The organism is Vibrio maritimus, assembly GCF_021441885.1.
GTDB classification, from domain to species: Bacteria; Pseudomonadota; Gammaproteobacteria; order Enterobacterales; family Vibrionaceae; genus Vibrio; species Vibrio maritimus_B.
In genome coordinates this window covers 2,465,882-2,484,518 of the sequence record NZ_CP090438.1, presented here as the reverse complement: position 1 = coordinate 2,484,518, position 18,637 = coordinate 2,465,882, and the positions used below count along the sequence as shown (strand labels likewise).

The following is an 18,637-nucleotide window of genomic DNA, read 5'->3' as shown; positions in this document are numbered from 1 at the left end:
GGAGAGCCACAGTGCTCTCCATATTTTCTTGCTAGTGGTTTCATTAAGCCCCTCTACTCTACGGAAACTCACAGATTTTGACCTGAGTTATTCTTTAGAGGTTTCTATGAAATTACATCCACTGCTTCTACCTGTCGCAATGAGCATTTCCATCTCGTCTGCGTTTGCTGCAGGTGTTCCTGTTACGGCCATTTCTGCCGAAGAAGGGGTATACCAACCAAGCATCGTGCTGACTGGCAAGCTGGAAGCTCAAGAGCATGCACGCCTTATTGCGCGTGTATCAGGGTATCTACACCAGCAATATTTCTCGGATGGCGCATACGTTAAAAAAGGTGATGTGCTGTTTCAGATCGATGATACGCCTTACAAGTTAGCACTCCAATCTGCCATTGCTAACGAACAGCAAGCTGAGGCCACCAAACGACAAGCTCAGCTAAATTATGATCGAACCAACGAACTTGTTCAGTCAGGTAGTGCCACAGAGGCGAACCTCGATGATGCAAGCGCAACCCTCTCGATTGCAGAAGCTGGTTTAGCTAAAGCGAAAGCATCGGTGGACAGTGCGAAAAACGATCTCTGGCATACCAAAATTCGCGCTCCTTATGATGGGCAGCTTGGTAAAAGCAACTTCTCCTTGGGAGATATGGTGTCACCGATTGCAGGTCCTGTGATTGATATTGCGCAGCTTGACCCTCTTAATGCCTCTTTCTCGTTGGGTGAAGATGACTACACGCGTTTCCCAATCGATCAGTCTGGGGAAGTAATTGTTTCCCTCGATGAGCATGGGAAAAATGGCACTATCAGCTTTATCGATAACAAGGTGAATACCTCTACAGGGACACTGCAAGCCGCTGCTGAATTCTCAAATCAAAGCAATGCACTTAGACCCAACCAAGTCGTTCGTGTGCTGTTAACAAGCCAGAGCGAGCAAACCGGCTTTTGGATTCCTCAGTCAGCGGTTATGCAGGATCTGATGATGCAGTTTATCTACGTTATCAATGATGAAGGACTCGCTGAGCGCCGTGAAGTCGAGGTGTTGTCTCGTGATGGCAATCAGGTGTTCATTCAATCGGGCGTTAGCGAGGGAGAGCAAGTGATCACTGATGGATTAGTCCGCGTTCGTCCAAACGTTCCAGTCGTGGTTCAATAATAAGGGCTAACTATGCTAAGCAAGTTTTTTATCTATCGTCCCAAATTTGCCTTTGTCATCTCGATTGTGTTGGCGCTTATTGGTGCTGTCGCCATCAAAATGATGCCAGTTTCTGACTATCCAGATATTACGCCGCCAGTGATTAACGTCGTTGCCGTCTACCCTGGTGCGAGTGCAGAAACCATTGAAAGTGTTGTCGGCGCTGCCATTGAAGCAGAGGTTAACGGTGTTGACGACATGCTCTACATGGATTCGCGAGCGGCTAACGACGGGTCTTATCGTCTGCAGGTGACGTTTAATATCGGTACTGATCCAGATATGGCGCAGGTTAACGTTCAAAACCGCGTTTCTGCGGCGCTGCCGTTACTGCCTGCGGTTGTTAACAGCATGGGTGTGCAGGTATTTAAGGCATCGTCAGATACCTTGATGGCGCTGGCCGTACACTCTCCGAATGATACTTATAGCGAAACGCACCTCAATACTTGGGTCGAGATCAACCTTCAGGACCGCCTCGCTCGAATTCCTGGCGTCGGTGATACCAATGTACTTGGTACCAGTTACGCAATGCGTATCTGGCTTGATGTCGACAAAATGAAAGCGCTGAACGTGACAACCAGCGAAGTTAGACAAGCACTCATTGACCAAAATGCGCAATCACCAGCTGGTCAGTTGGGTGCGACACTGGTCAGTGATGACGTGTCATTCCAAATTCCTTTACTAGGTGAGGAACGTCTTACTGACGTTGATGAGTTTGCGTCGATCATGGTGAAAACCGATGCTGATGGCAGCAATATTTATGTCAGTGATATCGCAGATATTGAGATGGGGAACGATCGTTATGAATCGTACGCCAGACTCAATGGTAAGCCTGCCTCGTTAATGACGATTTCATTGGCACCGGGTGCGAATGCATTGCAAACAGGGGCTGCGATTAAAGAAATGCTCGCGGAGACGCCTTGGCCACATGATATGGACTATGCGTATCCGTTCGACATCACCAACTTCATCGAAGATTCCATTAGCGATATCACAGAGACGCTTTTGGTCGCGGCAGTATTGGTAGTGGTGGTGACGTATCTGTTCCTAGGTAATATTCGCGCGACGATTGTACCTTTGGTCGCTATACCAGTATCTCTCGTAGGCACCTTCTTCTTTATGGATGCGATTGGCTTTACCATCAACACGATTACCTTGTTCGGCCTGATACTTGCCATCGGTATCGTGGTCGATAATGCGATTTTGGTGATCGAGAACGTCGAACGTCTGTTGAATGAAAACCTAGACTATTCGCCAGCTAAGGCGACGTTCGAAGCGATGAAAGAGGTGACTGGACCGATTATTGCCTCAACACTCGTAATGTTGGCTGTTTTCCTTCCAGTTAGCTTCTTGCCGGGCATCACAGGGCAGATGTTCTCGCAGTTTGGATTGACTATCTGTATTGCGCTGATTCTTTCTGCCGTTAATGCATTGACGCTATCGCCAGCACTTTGTTCGCTCATCATGAAGCGAGTCGAGAAACAACCTAAATGGTTTGTCGCATTCAACAGTGGATTTGAAAAGGTCACTGCAGTTTATGGCAAAGCAGTCACGGTTGTAGTTCGTAAAGCCATTGTACTGTTGGTGCTTTTTGGTGGAACGATTGGCGTTATGGTTGCGATGAATCAGCAGATCCCGACGGCGTTTATTCAGAACGAAGACAAAGGCACTATGCTTGCTATCGTTCAACTGCCTGATGGGGCATCGCTGGCTCGAACCAGTGCGTTTACTGAACAAGTCGAGAAGATCATTCTTGACGATCCTGCGGTCGATAACGTTGGCGGTGCTGTCGGTTTTGGTATCCTGACTTTCTCACGTCAGGCAAACTCAGCAACCTTCTTCGTTGACCTGAAACCATGGGAAGAGCGCCGTCTCTTAGAAGGCGACAACACAGCGCCGGGTGTGCAAGCAAGGCTTAATCGTGCGCTGAGTCAGTTCCCTCAAGGTATTGCAATGGCGATTACTCCACCGGCGATTCCGGGTATCGGCTCTGGTGCTAACCTCGAGTTTATGTTGCAAGATCTTCAAGGCCGACCAAAAGCGGAGCTCGCGCAAACCATGCAAGAGTTGATTGCTGCCGCGAACCAGCAACCGGAACTGCAAGGCGTTTTCTCGTTGTTTAGAGCGAACGTTCCGCATTTCGCTATCGATATCGACAGAGAAAAAGCGCGCCAATATGGCATCCCTGTTTCAACGATTAACGAAGCCATTATGACGAATCTTGCGTCAGCACGTGTGAATGACTTTTCATTGTGGGGCCGAACTTACTATGTGTACCTACAAGCTAAGCCTGAGCAACGTGTAGATCCGGAAGATATCGGTCGTATTCACGTTCGAACCGCTGCCGGTGAGATGTTACCTTTGTCGGAAGTGGCGAGCATTGAGCCTACCTTGGTTCCAGATATCACCAACCGCTACAACATGTTGGCAGCGACAAAGATCTTCGTGGGGACGGCGCCAGGGTATTCGTCTGGTGAAACCATCGCCGCAATGGAAAGAGTGGCTGAAGAAGTGCTCCCTGTTGGTTATAGCTATGAATGGACCTCAATGGCGCTACAAGAAAAAATGGCGGGTAACGCAATTGCTTACGCGTTTGGTTTAGCGCTTATTTTCATCTATCTGTTTTTGGCTGCGCAATATGAGTCTTGGGCACTGCCTACGGCCATCATTATTGCAGCACCAACAGCGGCGGTCGGTACTATGATTGCACTGGCCGCGAACGGCATGGCGCTTACGCTTTATGGACAGATTGGTCTTGTGTTGCTGATTGCACTCGCGGCTAAGAACGCAATCCTCATCGTGGAGTTCGCTAAGATAAAACGTGAGGATGAAGGCTTATCGATCGAGGAAGCTGCGATCGCAGGTGGTACTATGCGTTTTAGAGCAGTAAATATGACCTCATGGTCGTTTGTATTAGGCATCGTGCCGATGGTCTTGGCAGATGGCGCAGGCTCCGTGGCTCAGAACAACATGGGTGTTGCCCTCATTGGTGGTATTCTTTGTGTTATGACGTTAGGTGCGGTGCTCACACCTGGTTTCTATGCGGTATTCCAGACGCTTCGAGAGAAACTGAAACCCAATAAAACGCCTTTAGAGATATTGGATTAATTCGTCATTGCGACCGCCATGATGTTATTAAAAGCCAGAACCTTGTGTTCTGGCTTTTTTGCACTGTTAGTGCGTTTGCCAAAAGTGACCTTGGCTATGATTTGTGCCTCTAAATTAGCCAATAATGAGGCACCTTCATGAATCAAGGCAAAAGAATACATTCAGTAATAAAGGCAGTAGGGTTTTCCATTGTTTTCGGCTTGCTCATCACAACCGGTGTCTCAGCAGACGAAAAACACCATGAAGACCCGACCAAGATTGTAACTAAGATTGGTGTTGGTTATTCAGATACAGCTTCACTGTCGGGCTCTATTGGTCTCGACGAAGTGAGAATGCTTAACGGTCGAGTGAATGATACGGGAGAGTGGCGAATTGGTGGTTCTTGGTTATTTGACCTTGGTATTTTGAACTTCAATTTTAGCCGTACTGATTACGAAAACGACAGCTATCGAAACAACTACAGCATCGGTACCTACGTTCCACTGAGTTCTTTCGATATCGCGCCTGCCGGTTGGATGCTTTTCCCAATGGCGGGTTACAGCTACAACGATGGCGAGATGGCTGTTCCGTCAGATAATGATCTTGAAGATGAATATGTCCTAATGCGCAGCAAAGCCCACGGCGTTTATCTTGGTATGTTCGGTGTAAGACCAATCGCAGACACAGATTGGAGCGTTCTAGCTGTTGCTGGCGGTGCTGTAGGTTCGGAAAACTACACGAGTTATTGGGGTGGTTTGGGCATGAGCTACAAAATTAATAAGAACGCCTCATTTAACCTGTTTGCATTTTTATCTGAAGATGATTTTGGGAATAATAACAAGATCGGTGGTTCGTTTAGCTATCAGTTTTGATGGCTGAAAGCGTCCCGTGGCACTGGAGTTGTTACCCATAAGCCAAAAGAGCGAGCATACTACCGATATGCTCGCTCTTTTCTTATCTGTCATACGCTTGTGCTGTTTTATCCCAGCAAAACCGATGTCTCCAACACATGCTGAGCGTTCTCAAGCATCTGTGGGTATTTGGTCATAAGTTGCTTGTATTTATCGTCAAGCGACTCAAGCGCGTTCATTGCACCAAACATCTCAAGAGTTTGTTCTGGTTGAGTGCTTAGCAAAGCTTTCAGGCTTTCAAGGGAAACGTGATTGGCCGTTTCCACCTTTGCTATCGCGCAATCTACCATCTCAAGGGTAATCTGTGTGTGATTGTTGTTCATTGCATTGCTTCTTAGAATTTTGTTTTGCCAGATAGTAATCAAGGCGGCATATTTACACCTTGATTAGGATCATGGACAGCTTAATCATCGAACAACAAGTTGATCGCCACACCCATCAAAACAAGACCTGCTATCGGTCCCATTACGCCTAGTGGAGCTCGTTCGATATACGGTAAGTTCTCAGCAATCATCAAACCCCACTCTGGTGAGGGGGGTTTGGCACCCAGACCAATAAAACTCAGTGCGGTGAGGCTTAAGGTGATCACGGGTAGTCTCAATAATGCGTGCCTTAATAGTGGCGGCATCACGTAAGGCAGAATGTAATGTCTTAGAACCTTAACGCGACCCGTTCCCCAAATAGGGGCTAGGTGGGTATAGGGCTGGGCTTTGGCTTCCGCAATGAGGCTTGAGCAGTGGGCAGCGAGTGGTGCCCAAGAAACAAAGACGATAGCGATCATTGCACTACTCGGATGCATCCCAGTTAAACCCGCAACCAACAATCCGGCAATAATGTACGGCACGCCTTTAGTAATCTCGATAAGACCTTGGCTTATTCTGGTATTGAACCCCAAGATGATGCCAACGAGTAAACTCAACAAGGTTGCGATGAAGCCTTCTTTGAACGTAGATAGCATACCTGCACCAATACGAGCCATTAAGTCTCGACCAATACCGTCTGCGCCGAGAGGGGCTTCAAGGCTCGGTGCGGCTAATCTGACGTATTGGCTAGTATATGGGTCCCGAACTAGCGACCATAAAACAACCAGAAATAGAACGACAAAAATTGAGTAAGCGGTGAGACGTTTGGCCTTACTCGAAGTGAATGAGAACGTAGTGTGACTACTGATCAGCTTGCCACTTTTTAAACTCTGCCCAAGAATCCATTGCTGGATAAGTAGCCCGATACTACTAATAAAGATCGAGATCAGTAGCAGTACTAGAAGCCCACCTTGCAGCATCGGCAAATCTTGCGCTTTAGCAGCGCCAAGGATGAGTCGGCCAATCCCGGGAATAGAGAAGATCTGCTCTACAGCAACTGCGCCGCCGGTTAAGCCAATCATGATCATCGAGATTTGAGGAATTAGGCTACTAATGGCGCGTTTTACCGCAAACCTTAGGATTTGGTTTGGGCTAACATTCGCGCTTAGCCAAGTAATAACCCAAGGTTCATTAAGAACGCGCTGCAAGCTGTCTCTGAGAAGTCGGCTGAATAAACCACTGGCAGGTAATGCCAGCGCTAGGCTTGGTAGCCAGATATCTTGCCAGCTCTGCCAACCATAAGGTGGAAATAGACCCAGCCAGATGGAAAAGACCAGTATCAGTACCGAGGCGATGACATACTCTGGCAGCGATATCAGCACCGTACTTAAACTGTTGTGAGTTTGAGCGAGTTTGTTGGCCTTCCATCGATAGAGCGTATGCAGTAAACCAAGACCGCACAGAAAAAACGTCAGCCCGAGTGCGAGTGACATTAAGAAAAGTGAGGTAGACAATGTCTGCTGAATGCCGTCTGAGACTGATGTGCCATCAATCCAAGACACACCTAAATCACCTTGAAGGGCATCGCCCAGCCAATCAATCAGCCTTTCAGTGGCAGAGCGATCGAGTTGAAGATCTTCTCTCACTGCCGCCAGCGCTTCGGGCGTCAGCATATGTTGCTGACCAGCACGTGCGCGAAGGATAGATTGACTTGGGTCGATACCAGCAATATCTGGCATCAAACCCACAAGAATAACTACGACAATAAGCGACGCCAAACGCGATAGCCATGGGGCGATCGCGTTTAACGACAGTCTAGGTGCACCAGCAGACATCATTGCGCTTAGTTAACCTTAGTTTGTGCGTCGATCAGACGGCGCTCACTCGGGTCACGAACTGCATCCGTTACACGCTCACTTTCACCTTGAACGACACGCTCGTGAAGCAGCGGGATCGCAGCGAACTCAGCAAGGATTTTTTGCTCAGCTGCAATGATAGCCTTTTGGCGTGGTTCACCAAGTGGCTGAAGGTCTGCGTGAGTTAGTGCTTCATCTACGGTTTCAGAGCAGAACTGACCGAGGTTGAAAGAACCTTCACAGCCAAAGTCACTTTGCATGTAAGCCACTGGGTCACCCGAGTCTAGTACTGTCGCACGTGACAGGATGAACGCATCGAACTTGCCAGAAAGTGCATCGTTCTCGATTTGCGCGTACTCACGGATATCAAGCTCAACTTGGAAGCCTGCTGCTTCTAGTTGCTGCTTAAGTAGTGCTGCAACTTCTGGTAGCTCTGCACGGTCGGTAAAGGTACCGATAACGATTTTCTCACCGTTGGCTTTTTTACCTTCTTCTAAAGGTGCAGCCTCTGGACGGATTGGTGCAGCCCAAGCGAGAGCTGGACCTAGTAGGCCTTCTGCGATATCGGCATGGTTTTCGTAAACGGTACGGATGATCTGCTCACGATCAACGGCGGCCGCCGCCACTTTGCGAAGCTCAAGCTGACTGAATACTTCAGACTTGTTGTTGAGGTAAAGGGTGTTGGTGCGCGGCATAGCGACTTCGTGGAGTAGGTTTTCATCCAGTGTCGCGATTTGGGATACTGGCACGGCTTCTACTACGTCGGCTGTACCAGTGCGAAGCGCTGCTGCGCGAGCGAAGCCGTTTGGTACGTATTCTGCGATCACCGTTTCAATCTTGGCTTTCTCACCCCAGTAGCCATCGAAGCGCTCTAGTTTTGCGCCGGTGGTGCCATTGATTTCCACTAGTTCGAATGGACCAGTACCTGCACCGGTTGGGATGACGCGGCCGTTGTCTTGATATGCGCTGGTAGCCAGAATCGCCAATTGAGGGCTTGATAGTCTGCTTGGAAGCAATGGGTCGTTGAAGGTCGTTTTGATTTCAACGTGGCTTGCATCTAATGCAGTGACTTCAAGGTCGATGCCATCAAGAATACGCGGCTTTGGCGCGGCATCGAGTGCTTTCTGAAGTGAGTTAACCACTGCATTAGCATCTAGCATTGAGCCGTCGTGGAATTTAACGCCTTCACGAATCGTAAAGTGCCAAGTGAGTGGGTCAACTTGTTCCCATGCAGTGGCGAGCATTGGCTCTGCCTCTGACTTCGGCGTTAGGTTGATAAGCGTTTCCGCCGTGCTCCAACGAGAAAGCTTGAAAGCATCGTCTGAAAGTGGCGATAGACCCGTGCGCGGTGGCTGCATCATAGCAACACGAATCTCTGATTTTACCGCTGTGTCAGTGGCTGTATTTTGAGCTTCTTCTTTAGAATCAAAACAGCCTGTTAATGGCAAAGCTAAAGCAAGCGCACAGGCTAATTTAATGGAATGGAAACGCATGGTGAGGGTTCTCTATTGTGTTTGTGAGTTGGTGTTATGTTTATTGGCCGCCGAAGTCAGCGACTGGGCGTGGATTAACGCCTTGGTTGTTGGGTGGGTAGGGGAGTTCATAATGCGAGTAGCGCATTCATTCTCCACGACTTGCCCTTGGTCTAAGACCACAATGTCATCGCACAATGCACTGGCTGCGCCGAGGTCGTGCGTGACTAAAATGAGTTTAAGCGCTCTTTGTTGCTTGAGTGTGTTCAGCAGATCAATAAGACGCTGGCGGTTAACTGGGTCAAGGCTGCTGGTGGGTTCATCGGCAACCAGTAACTCAGGCTCAACGATGAGCGCTCTGGCAATCGCGACGCGCTGCGCTTGACCTGTAGAGAGTTGACTTGGTGTTAGGGCCAATAGCTCTGGTCGAAGCCCAACTTCTTCCAGTGCTCTCTGGGCTTTTTGCTGGTGGTTGCCCTCAATACCTAGGCTTTCCAGTGGTTCAATCAACACTTGAGCGACAGTGTAATAAGGGTTAAGGCTAGTATGTGGCTCCTGCGGGATCAGCTGGATTTTCTTACATAGCGCAAGACGCTCTTTGCTAGAAGTGATAGGCAGAGTGTGTCCCAACACCTTGATGCGACCTTCTTGCGGCGCGCGTAATCCAAACAAGAGTTCAATCATTGTGGATTTGCCTGCACCCGAAGGGCCGACAATCGCTAGACTGCGCTCGGCAACCTTGAGTGTCACTTTGTCGAGTGCTTTAAAAGGCGTACCGCCCAACCACTTGGGCATTGAGTAGTGGTGCACACTGACATCGTCAAACATTACACTTGATACTGCAGTGTTATCTGCGTGCTTGGCTTGTTCTAAAGAAACAGCCTGTCCCGAGGAAATAGCTGTCATCAGATCAATCCTCTTAAAGATTGGCAAAAATCATGTTCGCTGCATTCGAGCGCATGGCGAGGCTCACCGTAGGCAATGACTCTGCCTTCATCAATCACCACCATTTTGTCGCACTCTAATGCGCTATGGAGATCGTGAGTGATAAGAATGCCAGCCATGTTGGTGTTTCTTACACTCTCTCTGATTAGCGTTAGGATCTCTTGTTCCGTCACCGGGTCTAGCGCACTCGTTGGTTCATCCGCAATTAACAGAGACGCTTTACTTAGCAGCCCAATTGCGATGCAGATTCGTTGTCTTTGACCGCCAGAGAGCTGGCTTGGATAAAGCTTGAGGATTGCTGAAGGGTCAGAGAACCCAAGTCGCGTGAGTAATGCGACGATAGTGCTTCGGTCATCTGCCTTGGGCTTGGTGCGCCAACCGGTATATGCCAGCGTCAACTGAGCTTCAACGGTTACGAGAGGATTCAGAGCCTGCAAAGCATCTTGAAAAATAAACGCTGGGCGCTGCTCTGGTGCTCGTTCTATGAGAGACACATTACTTACGTTGGTGCCCGCTAAGAGGATATCGCCTGAAACCGACATTGAATCAGGAGTAAACCCTGCAATCGCCTTTGACAACATGGACTTACCAATACCAGAAGGGCCCATTACTGCAAGCATTTCTCCTGCATTGACGTCGAACTGAATATCTTGGAACAAGATGCGTTCTTTTGACTGGATTGAAAGCTGGTTGACTGTAAGGATTGGGGCGTTCACGGAGTGGCTCTGATGACTTATGTTATAACGTAACAATCGTACCACTTTGCAAGTGTTTTTAGAAGTGTGATCGAGAGCTAATTTTGTCTGTTGCGGCCTTAAAGTGGTCTTTAACAACCAATAAAAAGCGCTCTTAATGAGCGCTCGAATGAGAGTGTTTTAGCTATTTTTTTCAGTGCATGGATAGGGGAATTACTTTTCTACTCAATACACTTCTTTTTTACTTGAACTATGAATGGGTATAAGAAGCCAATACGACCACAGTAGAACAGGGTAAAGGCAAGCCAAAGTCCATGATTTCCCCATATATCGACGCTGAATGCCTGCACGACAAGAAACACAATGAGTGTCGCAATGCTTGAATCTCTAACAGGTCTTGTCGTTCCTGTTCCCGTAAAGATGCCGTACACGGTCAAGCCGAAACCTGCCACTACAGGGAACACCAGTAGCCATGGCGTCATTTCCTGATACAAGTCAACGATGCTCTCTAGGCTTGTGAATAGGTAAACCCATTGATTCTGAAATAGAGCAACGACAAGTGTGAGCAGAACAATTAATCCCGCCGTCCATTGGAAGTTGAGCTTCAAAACGCGCTCGAGCATGGAGGGGTTTTTCTCACCGACCGCCTTTCCTGCGAAGACACTGGATGCATTCGCCACGCCATCAAAAAGGTAGCTAACGATAAAGGTTATCTGCATCAGGATAGCGTTAGTGGCGAGTGTGTCGGTACCAAGCTGAGCACCCGTTCGTGCCATCATGTTGAAGAAGGTGAGCAAGCAAATTGTGCGTAGCAGTAGATCTGTGTTTGATGAGACGATGGTCGCGAGATCGTTTTTGGACATCTTGGAAGCTGATATCAGCGATGACAACGATACTCCCGCTGTTCTGAGCACCAAACTGATACCGATGGCGAACATCACTATTTGAGAGATCAAACTCGCATAAGCAACCCCAGCGACACCAAGGTCAAAATAGAGTACAAACACAGCATCAAGCACGATATTAAGAACGTTGCCAAACACTTGTGTATAGAGCGTTTCTTTTGCTTTCGCTTGACCCATTAACCAACCGATCACCGTGTAGTTGAGCAAGACAAACGGGGCACCAAAGATAAGAATAGAAAAGTAGATCTCAGCTTGCTGCGCCACATCGGCTTCAGGTTCAATGATCCAAAGGGCACCCTGCCAGAGCAAAGATTGCAGGACGATAAACACCAGTCCAACAGAGGCGGCGAGCACAAACGGTCTCATCAGGCTGCTTGCCAGAAGACTTTGATCACCTCTTCCGAGTGCCATAGCGCTTTGACCCGTCGTACTGACACGAAAGAATCCGAATAGCCAATACAAGGTATTCATAATCACCGTACCGACAGCAACACCAGCAATCAGCTCAGCAACACCCAACTGACCGATGACGGCAGTGTCAACCGCGCCAAGCAGTGGCTGAGTGACGGTTGAAATAATAAAGGGTAGAGCAATCTTGTAATAGTCTTTGTGAGAGATAGTCATAGTAGAAAAAGTAGCGAGAGGTCAGCGATAGTGTCTATCGATGACAATGAGAATGATTTGCGTTAGTGGATGATAGTCGGTTCCGTGACCAGTGTCATCAAAAGAATTGTGGATATTGATTGAAAGGTTAGAAAGCCAGCAAAGAAAATACCGCCGTAGATATCGACCTAAGGCGGTATTTGCGATGGTACTCAGTATGTTAGTGCCGAAAATTAACCTTTAAACCAGTAGCCGCCCAAAAGTGGGTTGGATGAGGTGACTTTAAGTGTGTCGCCATCGGTTTCAAGCGTTTGAGGCTCAATCATTGCTAACACCTCTTGGTCAAAACAAAAACCAGCTTCAAATTTGACCTCGTTAGCCCCCATTTTCTCCCCGGTTTGCATACAGTTCGCTAGCTCAACATAGATCTGCTCACCAGATTGCACGATCGTGAACGTCGCCTCTTCTGAATTACGGTATGTACCACTTAGTTCTTCAATGGCGATCCAGTCAGTTGGGGCGTGAGTTCGTAACTCGACACTATCTGATCCAGCTTCGCAGTGGTATACACCGTTTAACTGACATTGGATCTCACCTTGATTGAAGCTTAACTTGCCTGACTGCTCGCTGTAGTCGCCGGTGTAAACTGTTGATGATTCGTTCGCGTCCGTCACGGTCAGGTAAAATGCGCCTTCGTTGACAGTCAATCCCAAATGCATGGGTTCAGATTCAATCAACTGGCTTCCAACATATTGGCCTTGGTAGGCAGAGACAAAGTCACTTTGGCTCATGGCAGAACTTGTGTCTGAGCTGTCATTACAGCCTGCTAAAACCGCAGTCGCAACACTCAGTAGTAATAGCTTTTTCATGCTAACCCCTTAAAACAGTTCGTTAAGCTTGTAGCGAACCCATTCTGACTTGGCTACTGAACCTTGAACGTTAGCTTGAATCGCACTGATGGTGACATAACCTTGACCAACAGCAATGCCTTCGCTGTTTTCTGATTGATCGGCGTAGTTCGAGTCAGAGTCCATGCTGATACCCGCTTTGTCTTTGTACATGCTTCGGGCTATCGCCATGGCTTCGTCCATCGTCAGGCTAGGGTCATGCTTCATCATTTCAATAGCAACGTAACCCATAAACATGTCGCTTGAGGCTAGATCGTCGGTGAATTTGACGATCATGTTGTCGTGACCCGCGTTCCAGCCGACTTGAGTGTGTTTAAAACCGCGATGATTAGCAGGATCTTCAGGAATGTTAACGTTCAAACCAGTGAACTTAGGTAGTAGAGGAGCGCCGTCCGCTGTCTTTTCAACAAGTTGGTCGAGAAGTTCAACGACTATGTTTGCGACGTCTTGGGCTTTGTCAGCTTCGCCATCGTAAGCGCTAACGGCAATCGCAGGAATACCGCGTGCGATAGAGGCGTTGGTTGCGCCAAGTGTACCCGACATATTGGTTGAGTAACCTACGTTGTTACCTTCATTAGGCCCAGAGATAACGAGATCAGGCTGCATGCCCCAGCGCTCCATTGCATAAACATCAATACCGTACAATGCAGCCATTGTCGGTGTGCCTTCAGTGTAGTCTTCGAAAGCGACGGATGTGTCAGTATCACCCACACAAACTTGGTCTTTGTCGAGTTGAGTGCGGTCAACCGATACCTCTTTCATAAAGTGGATTGCGCCACCTTTACCACTTTGTCCTGTACAAGGCGCGGACATGATCACGTCGTGTCCCGCTGCTTTAAGTGTCGTATGAAGAGTCTGAATATTGGTCGTCGACCAACTGTCATCGTTGGTCAAAACAATATTCAGTGCGTTTGCTTGAGCACTGATCCCTAAACCGATTGCCAATGTCAACGCAGCAAACTTGGTGTTCATAGTATTTCCCTTTGTGTGCTTGAAAAGTTGATATTTAAGCTAGAAGGGATTGATGACGGTTATGTTAAACAGAGCTTTCTAAGCTATTAGAGATATCTCCAAAATTAACCTTTTGTTTTTATTGTAAAAATATTCTTGGCTAGTTGATGTTGATATCGGCCAGTTTTTGGGTCTCGGCTCTTTAGGAATAGGTAGGGCTCAGCTCGCTCTCCAAAATGAGCGAGCATTTCGTCCTTGATTTTGTTTCTATTCTGGTCAAGTGTCTTGGCTTTTAGTCCGTGCTGTTCAAGTTCATTTATGGCTCTAGCGTGCCCTCCAAAACAGCGCATCATCTGTGCAAGTTCTCGTCCATTATCTATGTCAGGTTTGGTGCTGGGAGGGTTAATGTAGGGTGGAAGGTTGTCGATACTACGTTTGATGTACCAGTAATAATAAAAGAAAGGTGTTTTGGACATAGTGAGCTTATGCTGCCCAATAGTAATAGTCCTATCTAGTAAGTGAATAGTGAGCCTGTGGTCAATTGTAGAATTCGGTTCAACTGGGCCTCGAGGTTTGTTCGTCGCTTCTATTGCAGGGAGGGTGCTATTCTGTGGCCGAGTTAGAGCTTCGGGTTCAGTGTCATAAATCTCATGGTTAACAGGAGAGGGATATGTCTTTGTCTTGTGCTGAAGTAGACAATACGCAGCAAAACCTATTAGAGCGCTACTGGAAACGATGAATAGTAATAAGAGAGCGGAGCGCTCTGCGGCAACACGCCAACTCACACCATAGTGCTGATCGCCGAGTTGAAATGTCAGGTCGGCGTGATCCGTTGAGCTCATTGAGGTTAGAGATATCTCTAATACTTCAAGACTATTTATTGTCGAGATATCAAAAAGAGACATGACTTTAGCAGACTCAAGCCAGCTTTTAATGAGCGATTCGCTGTGCTTAAGCAATGGTTCGACATCATAACTGTTTACCAACGCGTCATTGAGTGCGCTAGGGAGTAGTTGCTTTAGCGATGAGTGGATCGCAATGTGCAGCGCAAGGTTGTTTGCATAGTGCAGCACAACAAGTGTCACTAAGAAGACAACAAACGAGATAGCAATGACCAGTGGTTTGTTTGAAAGAGAGAGTTTGGTATTCATAAGTAGTCTCCACCCATCGCTATGAACAGGCGTCGGTGCTCATCTTAGTTTGCTGTAGCAATTCTCCCATCAGAGGAGATTCTTGTAGCTTGGTGATAAGGCTCTGGCTGATGCTACATTTGAGCGCATCAGACAGTGAGTGAGAAAGGTACCAACTACCAGCCGAAGGAATAGTTTTGAGTGCTATGCGTTGCTCGCTAGACCAACTTACAAGTTCAGGTTCAATACCAATGGCAGGGATAAAATCGACATCTCTGTCGATGAAAGCACGGACTAGGTCATTTCGGTGGTGAAACCAGCGGGTATTGTCCTTGCTTAACTTTACGCCATGTTTTTTGAGCTCCACCTCGGGTATCAAGAATCCAGACTGACTGCGTTTATCGTCTAACAGCCCAATTGTTCTTTTATATAAGGTGGCCGAAGACAATCTACGAATGGGGATGTGCCCATAGAGGTAGATAGTGTAGGCGGGTAATACCAAGGCTTGTTCGTACAGTGATTGAGAATCTGGAACTAAGCCGTTAAGCACTCGTGGACGGCTGAAGAGCAGGTCAAAATGCTGCGCGAGCAAGTCATCAGAAGTAAAGCGCTCTCTTGGCTTCCAAGACAACTCTAGTCGTGAGTAATCACTACCGACAAGAACAGAGTCGCAGAACAGCGCCGCCATTTCTTGCGCTTTCCAATTTGATGGCGTGTAGATACGAAATGTCTTGCTTCCCGATGAGTCTGCCACCTGACAACTGAGTTGGTTGAGATTGATTGGGCTGTTTGATATTAGCGCTGCTGGCATGATCAATACGGCAGCAATTAGCAGAAAAACTGCAGAGATTATCCATCCTGCAGTTCGAAAAAGGGTGTTTCTGAGCATAGTTCTTCCTTGAGTACCAAGGAAGAGTATGTGAGAAATGTTACGTCTGAATGAACACAGTCAGGCTGTGGTAATACAGTCTAGTTTTGTTGGACGATGTGTTTTAGCGCCGTTTGCACCATACCAACCTGTTCAACTGGCTCGATAAGGTTGCATGTTGTGCATTTTGCTTTGCCATCAATCTTATACTTCAAGCAGCAAGTCTCGCGACGCACAAACCACTTTTGAAAGCCTTTGAACTCAACTTTCTTGATTTCATTTAACTCGCCGCCCTTGTTTTGTACTTGATTACTCAACGATTGAAACCATTGGTTCTGTATGAACAAATCAGCGTTGGTGACCTGTGTATCTATGGGACGGTTAAAGAGCTTTGAGTACGCTAGCCCACACGCATAAAGCGCATTTCCCCAAAATAACTTCGTTGCAACTTTCTGAGATTTGAAGTGCGGCTGCATCGCCTCACCCAAGCGCTTAATGACCTCTGCGAGCTTTCTATCTAATGTGTCATGGCTAGACACCGGAATGGAGTTAGCAATATCTGATTGGGTTGCAAGCACGAATACATTGGTGTCAGCGGGAATAGACAATTTTGATACACGATGATCGTCCCCGGTTTCTATATGTAGATCTTCAAATGAGAGATCTGGCACGCAGTTAAATCTCAGTCTCAAGCCAATCAAAGACGTAAACAGGCAGGCATTGAGCGTTTTTTGCCAGATAGGCGCTGCGAACGGCTTCTTGGTCTGCATAAACTCACTAAATGCAGTCACTGCGCTGGAAAAATCACGGTCAAACCAAGCCGTTGCTGGTACTCCCGAAGGCGAGTCTTCAATAGAGAGGCGGAAAAAAGGCTCGTGTTGATTGAGTAGCCCCTGCATACCTTGTAGTGTTACAGGTGCTTCCTTCAAGATTGGATAGGTTTGTTTTAGAGTGAGCTGAAAGCTTAACATCGCTTTTTCGACATCAATCGGAGTCGATTGGGTTACTGAACTCATTAACTGTCCTCTCTAACAAATGCTTTTGGCAGGCAAAACACTTTATCGTCGATAACTTGCATCGACCCTTCAACTTTAAACACAGTTTTGAGTGTGTGTTCGGTCAGTACGTCTAACGGTGAACCTTGCTTGAGAATCTGTCCTTTTTTCATCAGGACGAGCTCATCACAGAATTGCGCTGCTTGGCTCAACTCATGGAGTACGTAGACGATAGTGAGACCGCGCTCCTTATTGAGTCTTTGCAATAGCTCGAGAAGCTCTAGTTGGTGGCCAAGATCAAGATAGCTCGTCGGTTCATCAAGTAATAACCACTTTGCCTCTTGTGCTAAACACATTGCGAGCCATACACGCTGACGTTCACCACCAGACAGCGTGCTGACGACGCGTTGCTCGTATCCTGCGAGTCCAACCGATGCGAGAGATTCTGACACCACTTGTTTGTCACGTTCGCTATTACCTTGATACCATTTTTTGTGCGCAACTCGCCCTAGAGCAACGAGTTGCTCGACTAGTACTCCCTCGGGTGCTGCAGGGTGCTGCGGCAATATTGCGATGTGTTTGGCGAGCTGTTTAAGCTTCCAATCGCTTAACGGTTTCCCTAAAAAGCTGACCTCACCAGAGCGCGCTTTTATGGCACCTGTCAGGGTTTTCATGAGTGTACTCTTACCGCAGCCGTTGGGTCCGATAAATGACGTGACTTTACCTTCTTTTAGCTCAATATCGACGCCATTGAGAATCAGAGTATTTTGGTACCCTGACACCAACCCTTTACCCGCAAGTGTTGCAGTGTTGCTATTCACCTGAGTAGATGCGAGAAGTTCTGACATTATGAGTTTCTCCTTAATAGAAACAGGAAGAAAGGCACGCCACACAAAGCGGTAATTACGCCTGCAGGGATCTCCGTGGGAAAGAGTAGGGTTCTTGCAAGCCAATCAGAGCCTGCCAGAAAGACGCTGCCGAGCAGCATAGTGGTAAGTAGCGAGCGTAATGGTTCATTGCTAGTGAGCATTCTTGCCATATGAGGGATAACAAGGCCAACGAAGCCGATAGGTCCAACGGCCGATACCGCAGGCGCCGTAATCAATGCGGTACCAACGAGCAGTAACATGCGAAGTGTCGGACCTTTGATGCCAATACCACGAAGTACACTGTCATCATAGCGAACCCATTTTAGCGGCACGAAGACAAGAGCAACGAAAATCAACGTAGCAATAAACCAAGGCAATAAATTACCGATTTGCTCCCAGCCACGCCCGTACAATCCGCCTGCCATCCACTGTAGTGCGAGATCGGTTTTGCCTTGACCGATAGTAAAGATGAGCGCTGAGCTAAGTGCACCGATAATCGCCGTCATCGCCACGCCAGTGAGGAGGGTTAACGAGGTGCCAGCGAGTTGGCTTATCACGAGTATTGGCAATGTTGCCAACAGCCCACCCAACATTGAGAAAGACACAAGCGCACTTTCTGTACTGATACTCCAACCAAACCAGCTAGGTAAGAGTAGCGCACATACTGCCCCGAAAGAAGCGCCTGCATTGACACCTAATATGCCGCTATCAGCAAGTGGGTTTTTAAGCGTGGTTTGCAGCACGTATCCGGATACTGCAAGCATCAAACCTGCCATCAAAGCGAGCAAAACTCTTGGTACTGTGATTGACCAAAAAGGGTGGTAGGTTCCGTGACTCCAGAAGGCGTGACCTGCTTGCCAGTGAGCCTTTGGGATCATCACAATCATCAGGGTAATAATCAGAGCGAGTAAACTTAGAGCAAGAATTCCTGATTTTTTCGTATGGCTTGTCATA

At 47.7% G+C, this 18,637-nt stretch carries 17 protein-coding genes; 3 read left to right on the top strand and 14 right to left on the bottom strand.

Features of this window, described 5'->3' with window-relative positions; all coding sequences use genetic code 11:
• Window positions 1-106 precede the first annotated feature (106 nt).
• Window positions 107-1,150 carry an efflux RND transporter periplasmic adaptor subunit gene (locus LY387_RS11250; protein ID WP_234494171.1) on the top strand — a complete coding sequence of 348 codons (1,044 nt, stop codon included), beginning with the start codon at window positions 107-109 and terminating at the stop codon, window positions 1,148-1,150.
• A gap of 12 nt (window positions 1,151-1,162) precedes the next feature.
• A complete protein-coding gene (locus LY387_RS11245) occupies window positions 1,163-4,294 on the top strand; it encodes an efflux RND transporter permease subunit (RefSeq protein ID WP_234494170.1) in 3,132 nt (1,043 codons plus the stop codon).
• On the opposite strand, the gene LY387_RS27185 is transcribed toward LY387_RS11245, so the two are convergent.
• A complete protein-coding gene (locus LY387_RS27185) occupies window positions 4,291-4,416 on the bottom strand; it encodes a hypothetical protein (protein WP_267967677.1) in 126 nt (41 codons plus the stop codon). The genes LY387_RS11245 and LY387_RS27185 overlap by 4 nt on opposite strands.
• 15 nt (window positions 4,417-4,431) lie before the next feature.
• On the opposite strand from LY387_RS27185, the gene LY387_RS11240 reads away from it, so the two are divergent.
• Window positions 4,432-5,145, top strand: a complete 714-nt coding sequence (locus LY387_RS11240; protein WP_234494169.1) for a hypothetical protein — start codon at window positions 4,432-4,434, stop codon at window positions 5,143-5,145.
• Between the two features lie 107 nt (window positions 5,146-5,252).
• Here the strand turns inward: LY387_RS11240 and LY387_RS11235 are convergent, their stop codons facing one another.
• The 13 genes from LY387_RS11235 to LY387_RS11175 form a co-directional block, all read right to left on the bottom strand.
• Entirely contained in the window at window positions 5,253-5,507 is a 255-nt protein-coding gene (locus tag LY387_RS11235) for a hypothetical protein (protein WP_234494168.1), read from the bottom strand.
• 80 nt (window positions 5,508-5,587) lie between these two features.
• Window positions 5,588-7,324 carry an ABC transporter permease subunit gene (locus LY387_RS11230; RefSeq protein WP_234494167.1) on the bottom strand — a complete coding sequence of 579 codons (1,737 nt, stop codon included), beginning with the start codon at window positions 7,322-7,324 and terminating at the stop codon, window positions 5,588-5,590.
• A 5-nt stretch (window positions 7,325-7,329) separates the two neighbouring features.
• Complete coding sequence (locus tag LY387_RS11225; RefSeq protein ID WP_234494166.1) at window positions 7,330-8,835, bottom strand: ABC transporter substrate-binding protein; 1,506 nt, start codon at window positions 8,833-8,835, stop codon at window positions 7,330-7,332.
• 12 nt (window positions 8,836-8,847) lie between these two features.
• On the bottom strand, window positions 8,848-9,723 hold the full coding sequence (locus LY387_RS11220) for an ABC transporter ATP-binding protein (protein ID WP_419153447.1): 876 nt from the start codon (window positions 9,721-9,723) through the stop codon (window positions 8,848-8,850).
• Window positions 9,720-10,475, bottom strand: coding sequence for an ATP-binding cassette domain-containing protein (locus LY387_RS11215; protein WP_234494165.1), 756 nt, complete (start codon window positions 10,473-10,475; stop codon window positions 9,720-9,722). The genes LY387_RS11220 and LY387_RS11215 overlap by 4 nt, the downstream gene beginning before the upstream one ends.
• A gap of 200 nt (window positions 10,476-10,675) precedes the next feature.
• Window positions 10,676-11,983, bottom strand: coding sequence for an MATE family efflux transporter (locus tag LY387_RS11210; RefSeq protein ID WP_234494164.1), 1,308 nt, complete (start codon window positions 11,981-11,983; stop codon window positions 10,676-10,678).
• 212 nt (window positions 11,984-12,195) lie between these two features.
• Window positions 12,196-12,831, bottom strand: a complete 636-nt coding sequence (locus LY387_RS11205) for a membrane lipoprotein lipid attachment site-containing protein (RefSeq protein ID WP_234494163.1) — start codon at window positions 12,829-12,831, stop codon at window positions 12,196-12,198.
• A 9-nt stretch (window positions 12,832-12,840) separates the two neighbouring features.
• The gene (locus LY387_RS11200) at window positions 12,841-13,842 is read right to left on the bottom strand and encodes a 5'/3'-nucleotidase SurE (protein ID WP_234494162.1); all 1,002 of its coding nucleotides are present in this window, start codon (window positions 13,840-13,842) and stop codon (window positions 12,841-12,843) included.
• Between the two features lie 104 nt (window positions 13,843-13,946).
• Entirely contained in the window at window positions 13,947-14,972 is a 1,026-nt protein-coding gene (locus LY387_RS11195; protein WP_234494161.1) for a hypothetical protein, read from the bottom strand.
• A 19-nt stretch (window positions 14,973-14,991) separates the two neighbouring features.
• Entirely contained in the window at window positions 14,992-15,840 is an 849-nt protein-coding gene (locus LY387_RS11190; protein ID WP_234494160.1) for a phosphate/phosphite/phosphonate ABC transporter substrate-binding protein, read from the bottom strand.
• Between the two features lie 80 nt (window positions 15,841-15,920).
• Window positions 15,921-16,835: a (2Fe-2S)-binding protein gene (locus LY387_RS11185; RefSeq protein WP_234494159.1), complete on the bottom strand. Its 915-nt coding sequence runs from the start codon at window positions 16,833-16,835 to the stop codon at window positions 15,921-15,923.
• On the bottom strand, window positions 16,835-17,662 hold the full coding sequence (locus LY387_RS11180) for an ABC transporter ATP-binding protein (protein WP_234494158.1): 828 nt from the start codon (window positions 17,660-17,662) through the stop codon (window positions 16,835-16,837). Before LY387_RS11180 ends, LY387_RS11185 begins: the two co-directional genes overlap by 1 nt.
• Window positions 17,662-18,636, bottom strand: coding sequence for a FecCD family ABC transporter permease (locus LY387_RS11175; protein ID WP_234494157.1), 975 nt, complete (start codon window positions 18,634-18,636; stop codon window positions 17,662-17,664). Before LY387_RS11175 ends, LY387_RS11180 begins: the two co-directional genes overlap by 1 nt.
• Window position 18,637: the final 1 nt, after the last annotated feature.